Annotated in this window: 11 protein-coding genes; 4 read left to right on the top strand and 7 right to left on the bottom strand. The window is 69.1% G+C overall.

The features are described from left to right. Positions 1 to 166: 166 nt before the first annotated feature. The 5 genes from ABB55_RS22345 to ABB55_RS22325 form a co-directional block, all read right to left on the bottom strand. Positions 167 to 1,291 (bottom strand): ABC-type transport auxiliary lipoprotein family protein, encoded by a 1,125-nt coding sequence (locus ABB55_RS22345; protein ID WP_054360795.1) that lies wholly within the window; start codon positions 1,289 to 1,291, stop codon positions 167 to 169. 2 nt (positions 1,292 to 1,293) lie between these two features. Continuing rightward, complete coding sequence (locus ABB55_RS22340) at positions 1,294 to 2,085, bottom strand: ABC transporter ATP-binding protein (RefSeq protein WP_054360794.1); 792 nt, start codon at positions 2,083 to 2,085, stop codon at positions 1,294 to 1,296. 4 nt (positions 2,086 to 2,089) lie between these two features. Beyond that, positions 2,090 to 3,214, bottom strand: a complete 1,125-nt coding sequence (locus ABB55_RS22335) for an ABC transporter permease (protein WP_054360793.1) — start codon at positions 3,212 to 3,214, stop codon at positions 2,090 to 2,092. A 78-nt stretch (positions 3,215 to 3,292) separates the two neighbouring features. Next, a complete protein-coding gene (locus ABB55_RS22330) occupies positions 3,293 to 3,865 on the bottom strand; it encodes a hypothetical protein (protein ID WP_152982142.1) in 573 nt (190 codons plus the stop codon). Between the two features lie 259 nt (positions 3,866 to 4,124). Then, positions 4,125 to 5,855 (bottom strand): ABC transporter ATP-binding protein/permease, encoded by a 1,731-nt coding sequence (locus tag ABB55_RS22325; protein ID WP_083463851.1) that lies wholly within the window; start codon positions 5,853 to 5,855, stop codon positions 4,125 to 4,127. Positions 5,856 to 6,002: 147 nt separating this feature from the next. Between ABB55_RS22325 and ABB55_RS22320 the strand changes: the two genes are divergently transcribed. Further along, positions 6,003 to 8,114 (top strand): glycoside hydrolase family 3 N-terminal domain-containing protein, encoded by a 2,112-nt coding sequence (locus tag ABB55_RS22320; protein WP_054362233.1) that lies wholly within the window; start codon positions 6,003 to 6,005, stop codon positions 8,112 to 8,114. A 31-nt stretch (positions 8,115 to 8,145) separates the two neighbouring features. Here ABB55_RS22320 and ABB55_RS22315 read toward each other — a convergent pair whose 3' ends face one another. Both ABB55_RS22315 and ABB55_RS22310 read right to left on the bottom strand, forming a co-directional pair. Continuing rightward, positions 8,146 to 9,738: a gamma-glutamyltransferase family protein gene (locus tag ABB55_RS22315; protein WP_054360790.1), complete on the bottom strand. Its 1,593-nt coding sequence runs from the start codon at positions 9,736 to 9,738 to the stop codon at positions 8,146 to 8,148. A gap of 94 nt (positions 9,739 to 9,832) precedes the next feature. Further along, positions 9,833 to 10,768 (bottom strand): polysaccharide deacetylase family protein, encoded by a 936-nt coding sequence (locus ABB55_RS22310; RefSeq protein ID WP_054360789.1) that lies wholly within the window; start codon positions 10,766 to 10,768, stop codon positions 9,833 to 9,835. A 301-nt stretch (positions 10,769 to 11,069) separates the two neighbouring features. Between ABB55_RS22310 and chvE the strand changes: the two genes are divergently transcribed. The 3 genes from chvE to ABB55_RS30675 all read left to right on the top strand — a co-directional run bounded on the left by chvE (position 11,070) and on the right by ABB55_RS30675 (position 15,187). Beyond that, positions 11,070 to 12,134 (top strand): multiple monosaccharide ABC transporter substrate-binding protein, encoded by a 1,065-nt coding sequence (gene chvE / locus ABB55_RS22305; RefSeq protein WP_054360788.1) that lies wholly within the window; start codon positions 11,070 to 11,072, stop codon positions 12,132 to 12,134. A gap of 169 nt (positions 12,135 to 12,303) precedes the next feature. Next, positions 12,304 to 13,833 (top strand): multiple monosaccharide ABC transporter ATP-binding protein, encoded by a 1,530-nt coding sequence (gene mmsA / locus ABB55_RS22300; protein ID WP_054360787.1) that lies wholly within the window; start codon positions 12,304 to 12,306, stop codon positions 13,831 to 13,833. A 1-nt stretch (position 13,834) separates the two neighbouring features. Further along, complete coding sequence (locus ABB55_RS30675; RefSeq protein WP_054360786.1) at positions 13,835 to 15,187, top strand: sugar ABC transporter permease; 1,353 nt, start codon at positions 13,835 to 13,837, stop codon at positions 15,185 to 15,187. Positions 15,188 to 15,308 lie beyond the last annotated feature (121 nt).

The following is a 15,308-nucleotide window of genomic DNA, read 5'->3' as shown; positions in this document are numbered from 1 at the left end:
ACGTCCCCGTTGCGGGGTTCTATTCCTCAGAGGATTGATAGCGCGGATTCGACGCCGATGCGAGACCGCGCCGGCCCGAAATCCGAACGCCCGGCCGCTGCCCCGGAATGCCCGAACGGCGCGCCGGCCCGATGCCCGGGCCGCGCGCCGATCGGCGATCCGCCGTTCAGCCGGCCTCGTTGACCCACACCACCAGATCGCCGACCAGCTTGCCGAAGGCGTCGCTCAGCCCCTTCGCGGCCGGTTCCGGCTCGGCGGATTCGGCCGGCGCCTCGGAGCGGAAGATCCGGGCGGCGACGACCTGCCCCTCGCCGCTCTGCAGCTTGACGGAGAGTTCGATCACCGCCGTCGGCTTGCCTTCGGTCGCGACCTGGAAGTTGCGGATGTCGACCTGCATCGACAGATCGGCAGTGCCGGCATCGTTGCCCTTCTGGACATGCCCGAGATAGCCGGCATTCTCGAAGCTCTCGACCAGCTTGGCCTGCAGCAGCCTCGGCAGACTGTCGCTGAGCTGGCCGTCGGCCAGCGGCATGCGCTCGTTCGGCTTGGTGCTGAGCAGGATCTTCTGCGTGTCGAACACCACCAGCGCGCTCGGCTCCAGCACAGCGAACTTCGCCGCCGGCGGCTTCTTCAGTTCGGCGAAGCTCTTCGGCGCCGCCAGGTCGTAGACCACCGCCGGCTTCTTGTCCTTGCCGCCGCCGAGCATCTTGTCGAGGCTTTCGGCGATGGTATCGATGCGCCCGGCATTGCGCCCGAGGGCATCCGAGAAGACCGAGATCTTGTTGACGATGTTGCTGAACGGCTCGGAATTGTCCGCCAGCAGCTTGTCCATGCGCCTGAGCACGCCGAGCGCCGACTGCGTCAGGGTCTCGCTCGCCGCCGCGCCGACTTCGAGCAGCGGCGGCGTGCCGCCCGGGCCGGGCGGCAGGAGGGCGGTGGAAGTGCCGCTGCCGAGCAGGATGGCGGGCGAGCCCATCAGGCCCTGGGTCTCGACGACGACGCGGGTATCGGTCCGGATCGGCGTCGCGGTCGCCACCCCGATCAGAACGTCGATCTTGAGCGGATCGGACGGGTCGTATTGCAGCGACTTGACCTCGCCGACCTTGATGCCGTTGAACATCACCGAGGAGCCGGCGCGCAGGCCCACGACCGAGCCCGAGAAGCGCAGCCGATACTGGCTCTCCGCCCCGACGCCGCCGGTCGTGTGCAGCCAGAACACGAACAGGAAGGCGGCACCGATCACCGCCAGCGTGAAGGCGCCGATGATCCCGTAGCGGGCTTGCGTTTCCATGGTCAGACCTCGGTCGCGGCGGCAGCGGAGAAGTGCAGGCTTGCCCGCTCGCCGCCGAAATAGGATTTCACCCAGGGATGATCGCTCTCGTACATGGCGGCCAGCGGCCCGACCGTGACGATGCGCCCGTCCGACAGCACGGCGATGCGATCGCAGATCGTGCGCAGGCTGTCGAGATCATGCGTGACCATGAAGACGGTGAGCTTCAGGGTCGTCTGCAAGGTCCGGATCAGTTCGTCGAACTCGCCGGCCGAGATCGGGTCCAGCCCGGAGGTCGGCTCGTCGAGGAAGACGATCTCGGGATCGAGCGCCAGCGCGCGGGCGAGCGCGACGCGCTTGGTCATGCCGCCGGAGAGTTCCGAAGGGAACTTGTCGAGATCGTCCGGACCGAGCCCGACCATCTCCAGCTTGGCGAGCGTCACCTCGTCCATCAGGCGCTGCGAAATGCCGAGATATTCGCGCATCGGGAACTGGACGTTCTGCCGGACGGTCAGCGACGAGAACAGGGCGCCATGCTGGAACAGAACGCCCCAGCGCCGTTCCAGGCCGCGCAGGTCCGCGTCCGATGCCCGGTCGAGATCGGTTCCGAGCAGCACGACCTGGCCCGACCGCTTCGGCACGAGGCCGATCATGGTGCGCAGGAAGACCGACTTGCCGCCGCCCGACGCCCCGACCACGCCGAGGATCTCGCCGCTGCGCACGTCGAGCGACAGTCGGTCCAGCACCGTGTGATCGCCGAAGCCGACGACGAGGTCGCGCACTGAGATGGCCGGGTTCGCTCCGCCGAGGGTCATGGGCTCACATCCCGATCGAAGCGAAGAAGATGGCGAAGAAGCCGTCGAGCACGATCACCAGGAAGATCGACTTGACCACCGAGACGGTCGTCTGCAGGCCGAGCGATTCCGCGCTGCCCTTGACCCGCATCCCCTCCGAACAGGCGACGATGCCGATCACCAGGGCCATGAACGGCGCCTTGATCATGCCGACATCGAAATGGGTCAGCGAGACCGCCTCGCGCAGGCGCGCCAGATAGATCAGCTGGTCCATCCCGCCATAGCCCCAGGCGACCAGCAGACCGCCATAGAGCGCCGCCATCGACCCGAGGAAGGCGAGGATCGGCAGGGCCACGACGAGCGCGGCGATGCGCGGCAGGATCAGCACCTGCACCGGATCGCGCCCCATGGTCTGCAGCGCGTCGATCTCCTCGCGCATCTTCATCGAGCCGAGCTCGGCCGTGTAGGAACTGCCCGAACGGCCGGCCACCATGATGGCCACGATCAGGACGCCGATCTCGCGCAGCACCAGGATGCCGACCATGTCGACGACATAGTCGTCGGCGCCGAATTTCCGGAAATGGAAGAAGCCCTGTTGGGCGATGATCCCGCCGATCAGCACCGTGACCAGGAGGATGATCGGCACGGCCCTGAGGCCGACCCGGTCGAGCTGGTTGACGAACGAGGTCAACCGGAAGCTGCGCGGATGCGCGAGCGTCCGGACGATCGCGACGGCGACCGCCCCGAGCATCTGCACGAAGGTGGTCAGTTCGCCGCCCAGCCCCTCGACCGAGCGCCCGATCGAGCGCAGCCATCCTCCGAACCCGGTTTCGGATGTCCGCCGTCGCGGCGTCCGGCGGTTGGTCGCCGCGACGCGGGAGAGCAGGTCCCGATAGCTCTCGCGCACGCCGACGATCGACGCTTCGCCGTCGCCGCCTCCGCTGCGCACGAGACGTTGGACCAGCCAGGCGCCGAAGGTGTCCATCTCGCCGAGCCCGGCAAGATCGACCTGTCGCGGGCCGGGACCGGCCTTCTCGGCGGTCTCGACCAGACCTTCCAGCGCATGCGCATGGGAAGCCGTCCACGATCCCGCGGCAACGAGATCGATGCGTTCGCCGTCGCGGCGAATTTCAAGGGTTCCAGCAGTCACCGACGCCCCCTCGCGCGAGCGCCGTCATGCCGCGAGCATGCCGGCCTCCGATGACCGGCGATCAGGCTGGCGATGGCCTTACCCCTTCCGGTTAAACGTGATGCTGATCTGCGTCAGCTCCGTCCCGGGCGAACGGATGGTCACGTTCTGCGTGCGGCCGCGCGTCTGGATATAGAGCGAGGCCGAGAACTGGGCCCCCTGGGCGGCGGCCTTGATCTCGCCGGCCTGCCCGCGGCCGGTGATCACACCCTCGACGTTGCGGGTGGTCTCCATCCATTTGCCGGTGACGGCGCCGTCATTGTACTCGATCGAACAGCGCAGGGAAAACTTGTAGTTGTCGCTGTTGCACTGGATCGACAGCTGCATCGAATCGCCGGCAGGCACGACCCGATAGGACGCCTCGCAGCGCAGCCGCTCCGCGGTCCCCTGGGCATTCTGGGCCGTTCCCGAGCCGGACCAGTTGCCGTTGAAGCTGCGAAGGGCGCCTTCGCTCGCTTCGGCGCTCTGGGCCTGCGCCGGCGCAGGCACGGCAGCCGCGACCGCGAAAAGACCGCAGCCGACCAGGGCTGCGCAGGCCAGACGCCGCGCCGAACCCGCAACGCGGCGGAACGACTCTCGTCGCTCTTCCTCCAAAAACGATTTCCACGCCATAGTTCGCTCCCTGCCGGATTCGCCGAGGCCCCCGGCACTCGAAGATACGTTATTCGTTCGACCGAACCGTAACAGCCAGAGCGACAATTCGGTCGATTTTCGGATCGCGATTGTGTGCGTTCGGCAACAGACGAAGATCGGAAACGGGTCGTGGTCAACCCGGAATCAGATTTTGGGCAATTTTCACGTGCGCAACGCCCCGCGTCGAGTCCGCCGCGATCACGTCCCGGAGAGCGCCCGACATCGTAACACCGCCCGTTCAGGTGAGGCGCCGGATCCGGACGATTCGTTCGAAAAAGCCCGATCCGTCCGGCTTGCGGCCGGTCCCGACCACCGCCGTATTCGGCAGGTGGCGCGCCAGCGTGGCATGTAGCCGCCGGATCTGCTCCTCGTCGAGCGCGCTCATGGCGTCGTCGAGGAAGAGCCAGTCGGGCTTGTGCAGCATCGCCCGGGCGAAGGCCAGCACCTGCTGCTCGTCGAGCGGCAGGATGCGGCTCCAGCGCCCCTCCTCCGCCAACCGGGCGGCCAGATGGCCGAGGCCGACCACATCCAGCGCGGCGGCAAGGCCGGCGGCTTCGAACTCCTCCGGCTCGCGCGGATAGGCGAGCGCGGCGGCAAGGCGCCCGACCGGCAGGTAAGGCCGCTCCGGCAGGAACAGGCAGCGGCTGCGCGGCGGCATGCGGATCGTCCCCGACCCGAGCGTCCAAAGCCCGGCCAGAGCCAGAAAGGCCATGCTCTTGCCGGCATTCGGATCGCCCACGATGAGCACATGCTCGCCGGGCGTCACCGTCTCGACGGGTGCACCTGCCAGCCCGGCCGTGCCGCCGGGCAGCGACAGTTCCAGATGGTCGAGCACCAGACTGGGGTCCTCGGTCTCCTCGATCCGGATATGGCCCCGCCCGCCGTTGCGGCCCGCCGGCTTCACCAGGGCGCCGCGCAGCGCCAGAATGCGCTGCAGCGTGGCCATCCAGTCGGCGAGCCGGGGCGCATTGTCGACCAGCCAGCGCAGCGAGCTCTGCACCTGATTGAAGGCGCCGACCACCATCATCAGGCCGCCGAGCGTCAGCGTCCCGGAAAAATAGCCCGGCGCGGCCGCGATCACCGGCACGACCAGGGCCAGCCAGCCATAGCCCGATGTCGCCCAGGTGAGGTTGGCGACCTGGCGGGCGAGGCGGCCCATGGCGTCGGTCACGGCCTCGAAATGGCGCGCGAGCGTGCGCCGCTCGTCGGCCTCGCCGCCATAGAGCGTGATGCCCTCCGCCGATTCCTCGACCCGGACCAGGGCCAGCCGCAGTTCCGCCTCCCGCTCGTAGCGCTCGGCATTGGAGCGCACCAGCGGCCGGCCGATCAGCCAGGCGAGACCGGAGCCGAAGGCCGAGAAGGCGACCGCACACCAGACCATCGAGCCGGGCACATACAGGACTTCGCCGCCGACCGGAAAGCCGACCTGGCGCGACAGGCCCCAAAGCACGCCGACGAAGGTCAGGAGCAGCAGGATCGCCTGGAGCAGGCTGGTGCCGAGATCGGCGGTCAGTTCGGCGATGCGGCGGGCATCGTCCTGGATGCGCTGATCCGGATTGGCGCCGACCTCACCGGCGAAGGCGAGCAGATAGGCCCGTTTCGGGACCAGCCAGAGGTCGAGCAGGTCGTCGGTGATGATCCGGCGCAGGGCGATCTTCAGCCGCTCCACCAGCCAGGTCTGCGACACGACGAGCACCAGCAGCATGCCGGCAAGCGCCAGGAAATGCAGGAGTTCGTTGACGAAGGACGCCGCATCGCGCCGCTCCAGCGCGTCGTAGAACAGGCCCTGCCAGTCGTTCAGCCGGGTCTGCAGGAAGGTGTTGACGATCACCACGCCGGCGAGCCCGCCCATCACCGTCAGGGCACGGCGATCGCGTCGGGCCCAGGCCCGCACCGCCGCGACGGCCTCGGCATCGATCGCGCGATCCGGTGCATTGCGGGTCTCGGATGCCTCCAACCCTGCGGTCATCTCTGCTACCTTCCGGCGGTTCGGTCGCCTCCGCCCGTCGACCGAAGCTGTCGGTCGCGCGCAGGAACGTCAACCTTGGAAAAGCCGTACCGTCCGATCCTTCGCCGCCCGCCGGCCAGCGATCGTGCCCTTGCGTTGCTGCAACAGATGACCCTGGCCGAGAAACTCGGCCAATTGACCATGATCTCCCTGGGCGGACCGCCGACCGGACCGGTCGCCGATCCGGCCACGCTCGCGGACGTCGCCGCCGGACATGTCGGCAGCGTGCTCAATCTGGTCGGCCGGGACCGAATCGCGACGGCCCAGACGCTGGCGCGCAGCACCCGGCTCGGCATCCCGCTCGTCTTCAGCCTCGATGTCGTGCACGGCTATCGGACGATCTTTCCGGTCCCGATCGGCGAGGCCGCCGCCTTCGATCCGGCGCTGTGGCAGGAGACCGCCCAGGCCGCCGCCGCCGAGGCCCGCCGGGAGGGCATCCACCTGACCTTCGCGCCGATGCTCGACATCGCCCGCGATCCGCGCTGGGGACGGATCGTCGAGGGACCGGGCGAGGATCCCTGGCTGGCGGCCCGGTTCGCCCGCGCCAAGGTCGACGGCTTCCAGGGCGCCGACCTCGCCGCTGCCGGGACGCTGGCGGCGACCGCGAAACATTTCGTCGCCTATGGCGCCGCGATCGCCGGGCGCGACTATGCCTCGGCGGCGGTTTCGGCGGGCAGCCTCGCCGAGGTCTATCTGCCGCCGTTCCGCGCGGCCGTCGACGCCGGGGTGGCGGCGATCATGCCGGCCTTCTCGGATATCGACGGCATCCCGATGACCGCCCATGCCGCGCTGATCGCAGGCCGCCTGCGGCACGACTGGGGCTTTGACGGCGTGGTCATCAGCGACTGGGACGCGATCGGCCAGCTCGTCGCCCACGGCGTCGCGGCGGATCTCGCCGAGGCCGCCGCCCTGGCGCTGAATGCCGGGGTCGATATCGACATGGTCAGCGGGGCCTATCGGTGCGGCCTGCCCGAAGCCCTGGAGCGTGGTCTGGTCGAACCCGAGACGATCGACGCGGCGGTGCTGCGCGTGCTGGCGCTGAAGGAGCGGCTCGGCCTGTTCGCGGCGGAGGCGGAGCCCGCCGCCGCGGCCGGGCCGCCGGCCTCGACCGATGCCGCCGGCCGGCGCGCGCTCGCCCGGCATGCCGCCGAACGCGGCACCGTGCTTCTGCACGACCGATCCGGCCTCCTGCCCGTCGGCAGCCCGCGGAAGATCGCGGTGATCGGCCCGTTCGGGCGCGACCGGGGCGGCGGCGCCGACCGGATCGGCCCATGGGCGGGGCTCGGCGAGCCCGACCGGGCGCCCTCGCTGCCGACGGCCCTGCGCGCCCGCTTTCCCGAGGCCGAAATCCTCTCCAAGGCCGGCGTCGACGCCCGCCGGCCCGGCCGGCGCGGCTTGGCCGGGGCGGTTGCGGCGGCGCGCGCGGCCGATCTCGTGCTGCTTTGCCTGGGCGAGCCGGCGGACTGGAGCGGCGAGGCGGCGAGCCGCGCCGAGCCGGGCCTGCCCGGCGATCAGGCCGCCCTCGCCGAGGCCATCTTCGCCCTCGGCCGGCCGACCGTCCTGATCCTCACCGGCGGCCGCCCGCTGATCGCCCCGGCGGTGATCGATCGCGCCGGGGCCGCCCTGATGGCATGGTTCGGCGGATCGGAGATCGCCGCCGCGCTCGCCCGCATCCTCGCCGGCGACGCAGCGGCCGGCGGCCGCCTGCCGGTCTCCTGGCCGCGCAGCCCCGGCCAGCTCCCGGTCTTCTTCGGCGAGCGCCCGAGCGGCCGCCCCTACGATCCCGACAATCCCTTCACGTCGCACTATCTCGACCTGCCGAACGCGCCGCAGTTCCCGTTCGGCCATGGCGGCACGCCCGGCGCCTTCGCGCTGTCGGGCCTGTCGGTGACGCCCGAGGCCGTCGGACCGACCGGCACGGTGTCGGTCGCGGTCACCGTGGCGAGCACGGCGGCCCGGTCCGACGAGGCCGTGATCTTCGTCTTCATCCAGGCGCTCAAGGCCCTGCCGAACCGTCCGGTCCTGGAGCTGCGCGCAGTCGAACGGGTCGCGCTGGCCCCCGGGGAGACCCAGCGGCTGACCATTCCGCTCTCGGCCGCAGCGCTCGATCGCCTCGACGACGGTGCCGGTCCGGAGCCCGGCCGCTATGCCGTCCGGGTCGGGCTCGATGCCGAGCGCAGCCGACACCTCGTCGCCGAGGTGACGCTCGGAGCCGGGTAGCCCCCAATCGGGCGGATCGCCCCGGGGCGCCTCAGAAGCCCATCGCGGCGCCGTCGGAGCGCGGATCGGCGGCGCCCTCGAACAGGCCGGACGGGCTCAGCACGATGGCGCCGGCATGGCCCATCATCTCCTCGTAGGCGCCGACCGTCTCGACCTCGTGGCCGGCCGCGACCAGCGCCGAGACCACGGCCGGGTCGACGCGCGATTCGATCTTCAGGTTGGTCGCCGAGGCGCCCCAGGTCCGGCCGAGCAGCCAGCGCGGCGCGCTGACCGCCGCCTGCAGGGGCATGCCGTGCAGGACATGGCGCGAGAAGACGGCCGCCTGCGTCTGCGGCTGGCCCTCCCCGCCCATCGTGCCGTAGACCATGCGGCGGCCATCGGCCAATTCCGCATAGGCCGGCTGAATGGTGTGGAATGGCCGTCGATTGGGTTGCAATGCGTTGCAATGGTTCGAATCGAGCGAGAACGACGTGCCGCGGTTCTGCCAGGTGACCCCGCTCTCCGGCAGCACCAGCCCGGAGCCGAACTCCCAATAGACGCTCTGGATGAAACTGACCGCCGTGCCGTCGCGGTCGATCGCGCCGAGCCAGACCGTGTCGCCGGGTGGGGCGACATGCGGCCAGGGCAGCGCGCGGGCGCGGTCGATCCGCCCGGCGAGATCGTCGAGCAGCGCATCGGCGAGGAAATCGGTCGCCGGCCGGCTCATATAGGCCGGGTCGCCGACATGCCGGTCGCGGATGATGAAGGCCTGCTTGGTCGCCTCGACGAGCCCGTGCAGATGCTCGAACCCCTCGCCTTCCGCCACGCCGAGCCGGGCATAGAGGGCGAGGATCATCAGCGAGGCGAGGCCCTGGGTCGGCGGCGGCATGTTGAAGACCCGGTGCGGCCCGACGGCGACCGACAGCGGCGGCAGCGTCAGGGCGCGGTGGCGCTCCAGGTCGCCGAGCCGCAGCGGCGCGCCGGCCCGTTCTAGGTCGCCGGCGAGGCTCCGGGCGAGATCGCCGCGATAGAAGTCGTCGAGACCGGCGCGCGCCAGATGCTCCAGCGTGGCGGCGACCCGCGGCTGGGTCAGCCGGTCGCCGACCTCGACCAGCCGTCCGCCGGGCGCATAGACGCTTGAGAATCCGGGCACCGGCTCCAACTCGGCGCGCTTGGCGGCGGCGTTGCGGGCGAGCGTGCGCGACACCGGCACCCCGTCGCGGGCGTGTCCGATCGCATCCTCGAACAGCCGCGCCAGCGGCAGCGGCCGGGCGTTCGCGGCGGCATCGAGGGCGAGCGCGGCCTGCCAGCCGGAGACCGCGCCGGCGACGGTCAACGCCGCCAGGGGTCCGCGCGCCGGGATCGCGCCATGGCCAGCCGCGCGATAGTAATCCGCGCTCGCCAGGCCGGCCGCCGCCCCGCAGGCGTCGATCCCGATAGGGGCCGCACCGGGCCGCGCGACGATCCAGAAATTGTCGCCGCCGGGCCCGTTCATGTGCGGGTAGACGACGGCGATCGCCGCCGCCATCGCCACCATGGCCTCGACCGCGCTGCCGCCCTCCTCCAGGATGCGCAGGCCGGCACGGGCGGCGAGGTCGTGCGGTGCGGTCACCATGCCGCGGAAGGCGCGTCGGGTCTCGATCATGGCAGGCTCCAGGCGAGGCGGGCAGAAAAAGGCTGCGAGCTATAGGATACGGGGACGGACGCGCGGTCCCGGGAGACCGGCAAGGTCCCGCCGGTCAGGGGATCGTTCCCTCGGGCAGGCCGGCGGCATGCGCCGCGATGGCGCCGGCCGTGGTGATCCAGAGGTCGTCGCGGCGCCCGGCGATCCGGCGCAGGGCCCGGCGCAGCGGCCGCAACCGGTGCGGCTGACCGACCAGATAGGGATGCAGCGCGATGCCCATGACCAGCGGCGCCTTGGCGGACTGATCGACCATCTCGTCGAAGGTCGTCTCCAGGATATGGGCGAAATCCTCGCCGGTATCCTTGCGCCCGACGATCGACGGAATGTCGTTCAGTTCCTGCGGATAGGGCACCGACAGGATGCGGCCGCCGTCGCGGGTCCGAAACCAGACCGGCTGCTCGTCCATCGACCAGTCGAGCAGATAGGAATAGCCCGCCTCCTTCAGCAGATCCGGCGTGACGCGCGACTGCGAGATCCAGGGCCCGAGCCAGCCCTGCGGCGCCCGGCCCTCGGCCGTCGCGATCACCGCCGTGGTCTCGGCGATCAGGCGACGCTCGTCGGGCTCGGCCAGGATGCCCTGCCGCTCGGCATTGGTCCGGCCATGGCCGACCACCTCGTCGCCGCGCGCCCGGAACGCGTTCATGGTTTCGGGGCAATAGCCGTAGATGGCGGAATTGACCAGGACCGAGGCCGGCAGCGCCAGATCGTCGAGGAGATCGATCAGCCGCCAGACGCCGACCCGGTTGCCATAGTCGCGCCAGGCGTAGTTCAGCACGTCGGGTTGCGGGCCGCCCGGGGCCAGTTCCGCACCGAGCCCCTCGCCGAAGGCGAAATGCTCCATGTTGACGGCGACATAGACCGCGAGCCGCGCGCCGTTCGGCCAGGTCCAGACCGGCCGGTGCGGCAGGGCGCTGTAGCCGTAGCGCCCGTGGCCGGCGAGACGCGGCGGCGAGACGGCATCATGATGCCGCTTTGGATCCTGGTCGGGCATGGGTTTCCTTTCTGGCCTTCGAGGGAAACCGGATGCGGGCCGAAGGTCAATGCGCGTCTCGGTCGCCCCGCGCCGGGGCCGCCGGAAAGGCCAAGATATCCTCATACAAATCACGGAACAGACGATTGACAGCGTGCGCGCTTTTGAAGACGCTCCGCTGCTGAAGAGCCGCGCTGGGAGGCGACGGGGCGATCGGGCGGGCAGGCTTCCGAAGGGACTGGCTCACCGCCTCCGAATCGCACCACGGCTCGGATCGAACCGGCAGGCGCAGGTCCATGCCGGTCGCGCGAGGGAGGATAATTTGAAGTTCATCACGACCGCACTGGCCGCGCTCGCGCTCGGCCTGGCGACCTTCGGGTCCGCCATCGCCCAGGAGAAGGGCACGATCGGCATCGCCATGCCGACCAAGTCGTCGGCGCGCTGGATCGCCGACGGCGACAACATGGTCAAGGTGTTCAAGTCCAAGGGCTATGGCACCGACCTGCAATATGCCGAGGACGACATCCCGAACCAGCTCGCCCAGATCGAGGGCATGATCACCAAGAAGGTCAAGGTCCTGGTGATCGCCGCGATCGACGGCACGACGCTGACCTCGGCGCTGAAGAAGGCCAGCGACAGCGGCATCAAGGTCATCGCCTACGACCGTCTGATCCGCGGCTCGGAGAATGTCGACTACTACGCGACCTTCGACAACTTCCAGGTCGGCGTGCTGCAGGCGCAGACGCTCGAGAAGGCGCTCGGCCTGAAGGACGGCAAGGGTCCGTTCAACATCGAGCTGTTCGCCGGCTCGCCGGACGACAACAACGCCACCTTCTTCTTCAACGGCGCCATGTCGGTGCTGAAGCCCTACCTGGACTCCGGCAAGCTCGTGGTCCGGTCCAAGCAGACGGCCTTCGACAAGGTCGCGACGCTGCGCTGGGACGGCGCGGTCGCGCAGGCGCGCATGGATGCGATCCTGTCGGCCTACTACGGCAAGGACGCCAAGGTGAACGCGGTCCTGTCGCCCTATGACGGCCTGTCGATGGGCATCATCTCGTCCCTGAAGGCGGTCGGCTACGGCACCGCGGCCCAGCCGCTGCCCTTCGTCTCCGGCCAGGACGCCGAGGTCCCGTCGGTCAAGTCGATCATCAAGGGCGAGCAGTATTCGACCATCTTCAAGGACACCCGCGAACTGGCCAAGGTCACGGCCAACATGGTCGACGCGGTCCTGTCCGGCAAGCAGCCCGAAGTCAACGACACCAAGACCTACGACAACGGCAAGAAGGTCGTTCCGTCCTACCTGCTGAAGCCGGTGGCGGTCGACGCTTCGAACTGGAAGGACATCCTGGTCGGCTCCGGCTACTATACCGAAGCCCAGGTGAAGTGACGGCCGCGACTCGGGCGGACGGCGTCCGTCCGGGTCGGACCCTCCCCCTGTCGGCCGGCCGGCCCCCCGGCCGGCGTCCGGTCTCGAACCCGCCAGACTGATCTGAACCGTCCCCGGGACCGACCGTCCCGCGGAGGCGCGTCGGCGCCGCAGCCGACCCGGAGGGGCGATGGACTCGATTCTCGAAATGCGCGGCATCACCAAGACCTTCCCGGGCGTGAAGGCCTTGCAGAACGTCAATCTGACCGTCCGCAAGGGCGAGATCCACGCCATCTGCGGCGAGAACGGTGCCGGCAAGTCGACCCTGATGAAGGTCCTGTCCGGCGTCTATCCGGCCGGCTCCTACGAGGGCGACATCGTCTACGAGGGCCAGGTCCGGCACTTCCGCGGCATCCACGATTCCGAACGGCTCGGCATCATCATCATCCACCAGGAACTGGCGCTCGCCCCGCAGCTCTCGATCGCCGAGAACTTGTTTCTCGGCAACGAGATCGCCAGGAACGGGGTGATTGACTGGTTCCAGACCCACCGGCGCGCGCGCGAACTGATGGCCAAGGTCGGGCTCAAGGAGAGCCCGTCGACGCTGATCACCGATATCGGCGTCGGCAAGCAGCAGCTGGTCGAGATCGCCAAGGCGCTGGCCAAGGAGGTCAAGCTCCTGATCCTCGACGAGCCGACCGCCAGCCTCAACGAACGCGACAGCCAGGCCCTGCTCGACCTGCTCCTGGAGCTGAAGGGCCACGGCATCACGGCGATCATGATCTCGCACAAGCTGAACGAGATTTCCCGCATCGCCGATTCCATCACCATCCTGCGCGACGGCTCCACGGTCGAGACGATCGAGGCCAGCGCCGGCGCGATCGACGAGAACCGCATCATCCGCGGCATGGTCGGCCGCGAGATGAACGACCGCTATCCGCACCGGACGCCGGCGATCGGCGAGGTCATCTTCGAGGTCAAGGACTGGCGGGTGCATCACCCGGTCCATCCCGAAAGGCTGGTGGTCAAGGGCGTCAATTTGCACGTCCGCCGCGGCGAGGTGGTCGGCATTGCCGGCCTGATGGGGGCCGGCCGGACCGAATTCGCCATGTCGGTGTTCGGGCGCGCCTATGGCCGGCGCATCTCCGGCGAGGTGCTGATGGATGGCCGGCCGGTCGACGTCTCCACCATCCCGAAGGCGATCGAGGCCGGCATCGCCTATGTCACCGAGGACCGCAAGCAGCTCGGCCTGATCCTCAACGAGGACATCCGCTTCAACGTGCCGCTGGCCGGCCTCGACAAGATTTCCGAGCGCGGCGTGATCGACCGCCATGCGGAGGTGACGCTCGCCAAGCGCTTCCGCGAGCGGCTCAAGATCCGCTCGGCCGGCATCACGCACCAGACCGTCAATCTGTCGGGCGGCAACCAGCAGAAGGTCGTGCTGTCGAAATGGCTGCACGCCGATCCGAAGATCCTGATCCTGGACGAACCGACCCGCGGCATCGACGTGGGCGCCAAGTACGAAATCTATACCATCATCCACCAGCTCGCCGATTCCGGCCGCGGCGTGATCGTGATCTCCTCCGAGATGCCCGAACTGCTCGGCATCACCGACCGCATCTACGTGATGAACGAGGGGCGGTTCGTCGGCGAGTTCCCGGCCGCGGAGGCAAGCCAGGAACGGATCATGGCAGCGATCATGCGGAGGGAGGACGCCTGACATGTCGGCCGAGACGATGAGCCCGGCGGAAGCCCCGCGCCACTCCTATGCGGGCTTCCTGAAGAACAACATCCGCGAATACGGCATGCTGATCTCCCTGATCGTGATCATGCTGTATTTCCAGTTCGCCACCGACGGGCGGCTGTTCCAGCCCGACAACCTGACCAACATCGTGCAGCAGCGCGGCTACATCGTCGTGATGGCGCTCGGGATGCTGATGATCATCGTCGCCGGCCATATCGACCTGTCGGTCGGCTGGCTGTGCGGCTTCCTCGGCGCGGTCGCGGCGATCCTGATGGTCGACCACGGCGTTCCCTGGTATCTGGCCGTGCTGGCCACGCTGGTGTTCGGCGGCATGGTCGGGGCGGTGCAGGGCTATGCGGTCGCCTATCTGCATATCCCGTCCTTCATCGTCACGCTCGCCGGGATGCTGATCTTCCGCGGCCTGACGCTCTACGTGCTCGGCGGGCGCAATGTCGGCCCCTTCCCGCCTGAACTCGCCACGCTGCTGACCGGCTTCTTCCCCGATCTCAGCGGCCGCATGGCCGATCCGATCGCGCCGCATCTCGAAACGCTCCGCCTCGTCGTCGCCCCCTACGCCCTGGCGGCCGTCGAGGCCTGGAACCGGCTGACGGAGAGCGCCTCGCTGCTGCCGAAGATCGAGTGGACACCGGTGCTGACGCGCCAGGAAACGACCGGCGACATCAGTTCGACCTCGCTCGGCATCGCCACCGTGGTGGTGGCGATGATGCTCGCCAATGCCTTCGCGGCGCGCGTCAAGCTGGTCCGCCAGGACATGCAGACCGAACCCTTCGTCTTCTTCCTCCTGAAGACGCTGGCGATCGCCGGCATGCTGTTCTACCTCGCCTACCTGTTCGCGACCTATCGCGGCCTGCCCAATGTCTTCGTGATCATGGGGCTCCTGATCGCGCTCTATTCCTTCGTCACGACGCGCACCACGGTCGGACGGCGCGTCTATGCGCTCGGCGGCAACGAGAAGGCGGCCAAGCTTTCGGGCATCAACACCGAACGGCTGGTCTTCCTCGCCTTCGTCAACATGGGCGTGCTGTCGGCCCTGGCCGGCATGATGTTCGCCACCCGGCTCGGCTGGGCGACGCCGAAATCCGGCGACGGCTTCGAGCTCGACGTGATCGCGGCCTGCTTCATCGGCGGCGCCTCGGCCTCCGGCGGCGTCGGCACGGTGCTCGGCGCGGTGATCGGCGCGTTCATCATGGGCGTCATGAACAACGGCATGTCGATGATGGGCATCGGCATCGACTGGCAGTTCATCATCAAGGGCAGCGTGCTGTTCCTGGCCGTCTTCCTGGATGTCTACAACAAGAAGAAGGGCTGAGCGGCGGGCGCCGCCGCTCAGCCCCGTGAGCCGCCACTCCCTGCGGCGGCTTCACGTTGCGGTGATCGGGCACCGCCGGCCTGAAGCCCGTTTGCGCGGGCGGCTCCGGATTTCTACGCTA

The sequence above is a fragment of the Prosthecodimorpha hirschii genome (assembly GCF_001305515.1).
Lineage (GTDB): Bacteria > Pseudomonadota > Alphaproteobacteria > Rhizobiales > Ancalomicrobiaceae > Prosthecodimorpha > Prosthecodimorpha hirschii.
This window is presented reverse-complemented; position numbering and strand designations above follow the sequence as displayed.

What these genes read in the sequence shown, in the direction of transcription:
- ABB55_RS22315 (WP_054360790.1), bottom strand. Translation starts at nt 9,738, where the DNA reads ATGATCGAGACCCGACGCGCCTTCCGCGGCATGGTGACCGCACCGCAC.
- ABB55_RS22325 (WP_083463851.1), bottom strand. Translation starts at nt 5,855, where the DNA reads ATGACCGCAGGGTTGGAGGCATCCGAGACCCGCAATGCACCGGATCGC.
- ABB55_RS22320 (WP_054362233.1), top strand. Translation starts at nt 6,003, where the DNA reads ATGACCCTGGCCGAGAAACTCGGCCAATTGACCATGATCTCCCTGGGC.
- ABB55_RS22330 (WP_152982142.1), bottom strand. Translation starts at nt 3,865, where the DNA reads ATGGCGTGGAAATCGTTTTTGGAGGAAGAGCGACGAGAGTCGTTCCGC.
- ABB55_RS30675 (WP_054360786.1), top strand. Translation starts at nt 13,835, where the DNA reads ATGTCGGCCGAGACGATGAGCCCGGCGGAAGCCCCGCGCCACTCCTAT.
- ABB55_RS22340 (WP_054360794.1), bottom strand. Translation starts at nt 2,085, where the DNA reads ATGACCCTCGGCGGAGCGAACCCGGCCATCTCAGTGCGCGACCTCGTC.
- mmsA (WP_054360787.1), top strand. Translation starts at nt 12,304, where the DNA reads ATGGACTCGATTCTCGAAATGCGCGGCATCACCAAGACCTTCCCGGGC.
- ABB55_RS22310 (WP_054360789.1), bottom strand. Translation starts at nt 10,768, where the DNA reads ATGCCCGACCAGGATCCAAAGCGGCATCATGATGCCGTCTCGCCGCCG.
- ABB55_RS22345 (WP_054360795.1), bottom strand. Translation starts at nt 1,291, where the DNA reads ATGGAAACGCAAGCCCGCTACGGGATCATCGGCGCCTTCACGCTGGCG.